Annotated in this window: 4 protein-coding genes; 2 read left to right on the top strand and 2 right to left on the bottom strand. The window is 48.1% G+C overall.

Features of this window, described 5'->3' with window-relative positions; translation table 11 throughout:
• The first annotated feature begins 27 nt into the window (after positions 1-27).
• Positions 28-672, top strand: a complete 645-nt coding sequence (gene pyrE, locus IBX50_RS19380) for an orotate phosphoribosyltransferase (protein WP_292258040.1) — start codon at positions 28-30, stop codon at positions 670-672.
• Positions 673-711: 39 nt separating this feature from the next.
• On the top strand, positions 712-1305 hold the full coding sequence (locus tag IBX50_RS19375) for a YfaZ family outer membrane protein (RefSeq protein WP_292258039.1): 594 nt from the start codon (positions 712-714) through the stop codon (positions 1303-1305).
• A gap of 61 nt (positions 1306-1366) precedes the next feature.
• Here IBX50_RS19375 and IBX50_RS19370 read toward each other — a convergent pair whose 3' ends face one another.
• Positions 1367-2122, bottom strand: a complete 756-nt coding sequence (locus tag IBX50_RS19370) for a hypothetical protein (protein ID WP_292258038.1) — start codon at positions 2120-2122, stop codon at positions 1367-1369.
• Positions 2123-2272: 150 nt separating this feature from the next.
• The coding region (locus IBX50_RS19365) for a PhoU domain-containing protein (RefSeq protein WP_292258037.1) at positions 2273-2801 on the bottom strand (529 nt) is incomplete at its 5' end.

Here is a 2801-nt window from a genome sequence, read left to right as displayed (position 1 = left end):
TTGACTGCACAAAGACTCAAGCCAGCCATGTTAGATTATCAAAAAAACTTTATTGCCTTTGCCCTGCAACAACGGGTGCTTCGTTTTGGTCAGTTCACCTTAAAATCCGGTCGTGTCAGCCCCTATTTTTTTAATGCAGGGCTGTTTAACTCAGGAGAGGCATTAGTGGAGCTTGGCAAAAGCTACGCTGAAGCCATTTCCCACTCAGCTATTCAGTTTGATGTATTGTTTGGCCCTGCTTATAAAGGCATCCCGCTAGGCACTGCAACGGCCAGTATGCTGGCTGAACATTTTGATCAACCTACACCCTTTGCTTTTAACCGCAAAGAAGTAAAAAATCACGGTGAAGGTGGTCAACTGGTTGGTGCTGATTTAAAAGATAAACGGGTTTTGATTATTGATGATGTTATCACTGCTGGTACGGCAATCCGTGAAGTGCTGCCATTAATTAAATCTGCCGGCGGCAAGGTTGCCGGTGTGGTGATTGCTCTGAATCGCCAAGAGCGTGGGCAAGGTGAACGTTCAGCCATACAGGAAGTGGAGCAGGATTTAGGTATACCAGTTGTCAGTATCATTGCACTAGACCAAGTGCTGGAATTTGTTCGTACCCAGCCGGAACTAACCACACACGCAGAAGCTATTGAAGCCTATCGCAAGGCTTATGGTGTCTGAATTATTTTGTAGTTTTCTTAACACTTCAGGAGGTCTCACATGCTGACCAAACCTTTAAATACTTCACTGGCAACAGCACTGCTGCTCGCACTCTCAGCGACCCAAGCAAGTGCGTTTTCTCTTGCCCCTGGCTCATTGGAAGCCAACATGAACAACAACACACTGCAGATTGAATATGACCGTCCAATGGTCGGCACCAGCAACCTGCATACCAATGCCAGTGTTCTTTATACTGAGAGAAATTCTGAAGGCAGTGCACTGGTGGGAACACTCGGCCTGCAAGGTGTCGAAACAGACGGTCGCACCTTCCGTGCAGCCATTGGTGGTCGGCTCTATTTAATTGATGCTCCCGGTTCCGAACATGGTGCAGCTCTGGCATTTGGTGGTTTGTTTTATCATGTGGTTCCCGGAGCCCAGCGTGTATCTATTGGTGGTTATGGCTGGTATGCACCACCGGTAACCAGCTTCAGTGATACTGACAAGGTGTATGAGTTTGGAGCCAGAGTGGCTTATCGCGCCATCCAGAATACTGATGTATTTTTAGGTTATCGTTACCTGTATCTGGAGAACGACAACGGATTTGATGGCAGCCTTGAAAAAGGCATGCACCTTGGTTTCCGCCTCAACTTCTGACCCCAGACTGCGTAATAACACCAAGCAACACCTGAGTCGCAAGGCTCAGGTGTAATTTTTTTCAGATCAACCTAGCCAGCACAGCTTGTGCCCATACCGCATTACCACCAGCCAACCCCTGATTACCAAACAGCCGATTAAACTCAAACAGGTAAGGCCAGTCATCCACCATGGCTACATCAAAACCGGCGTGGTCAATATCCAGCTGAGTGGCAATCCGCTGCACCAAATCCAGTGCTGCCTGCGGGATATCTTCCCGACTGATACTGCCACCCTGAGACACATTGTTCAAAAATCCACCTTCCGGTGCGATACGCCAGTAAGCATCCAGACAAGAATCACCGACCCAGACCACCCGTAGATCCCGCTTGATATCCAGTTTTTCCTGGATATACAACACCTCATGATTGGCTGCCCAGTCAAAGAGTTCTGCTTCGGTATGCAGCAGTGCAACTCCTTCACCCCGAGCGCTTTTAACTGCTTTTGCCACCATCGGAAACTCAAACGACTCCAGCAGGGTTTGCAAGGCATGACGCGAACTGCCGTGAATTGCCGTTTTTGGTAGATGCTCCGGACAAACAGCCATAAAGGTACGAGTCTGCTCAACCTTGTTGTGACCTAGATAATAACTGGCTGGGCTGGGGAAAATTTTCTTTTTCAAGCCGTATAACAGGGTATTGATCTGCCAGTATTCCGGGAACAGCAACCAGTCAGCCTCACGAATTTCATCCAGATGATCATACATACGCTCTGGCTTGATATAACGGGCACGCGGAAGACCCAGCGTACGCAGGGCGTCAAAGGTAATCAGTTTCAAGCTCAGAACCTCACAGGAAAGGAGATATAGACTACAGCAGACAGTTCTTTGAAAGGTTTAAACCGTGAACAACGGTTTGGATAGTGCAGCAGCATCAGGGGTCTTTGCGCCCGAGTCAATCACCAGAGTGTAACTCGGACGCAAAGAGGATCAGGCTGGGCGTTTATTGCTGGTCACGCGTTTATCTTTTAACCGGTGACCGGATGCAAACTCATTCACATTAATAACGTGATCTCCAATTCGCTCCAGTCGATTTAGTGCATCAATAAACACCACACCCGCACGTGGTGAGTAGTTACCGTTTTCCAGTCGAGAGTAGTGATTCTCACGGAACTGGTTACGCAGTTTGTTGACGTGTTTCTCCATGGCAATGGCTTCTTCCAGCTTAATTTCACGCGGTTCACGCGCCACATTTAACACCATGTTCTTGATGGCTTGATGCAAGGCTTCCATCATCACCCGGATTTCATCATAAGCTTCATCCGGCCAGCTGGATTTGGATTCGTGCAGACGATCAGACAGCTTGGTGATCTGGTAATAAATATCAGCAATCCGCTCCAGATCATTGATCATGGTCTGCATGTTACGGATACGCTCAGTTAATGCGTGCTCAAGGTTGGTACGTTCACTAATCCGTACCAGATAATCAGAAATCTCGATCTCCAGCAGATCAGTGGCT

This window comes from Marinospirillum sp. (genome assembly GCF_014859565.1).
The sequence above is the reverse complement of the archived record's forward strand: the minus strand, read 5'-3'. Positions and strand labels throughout refer to the sequence as shown.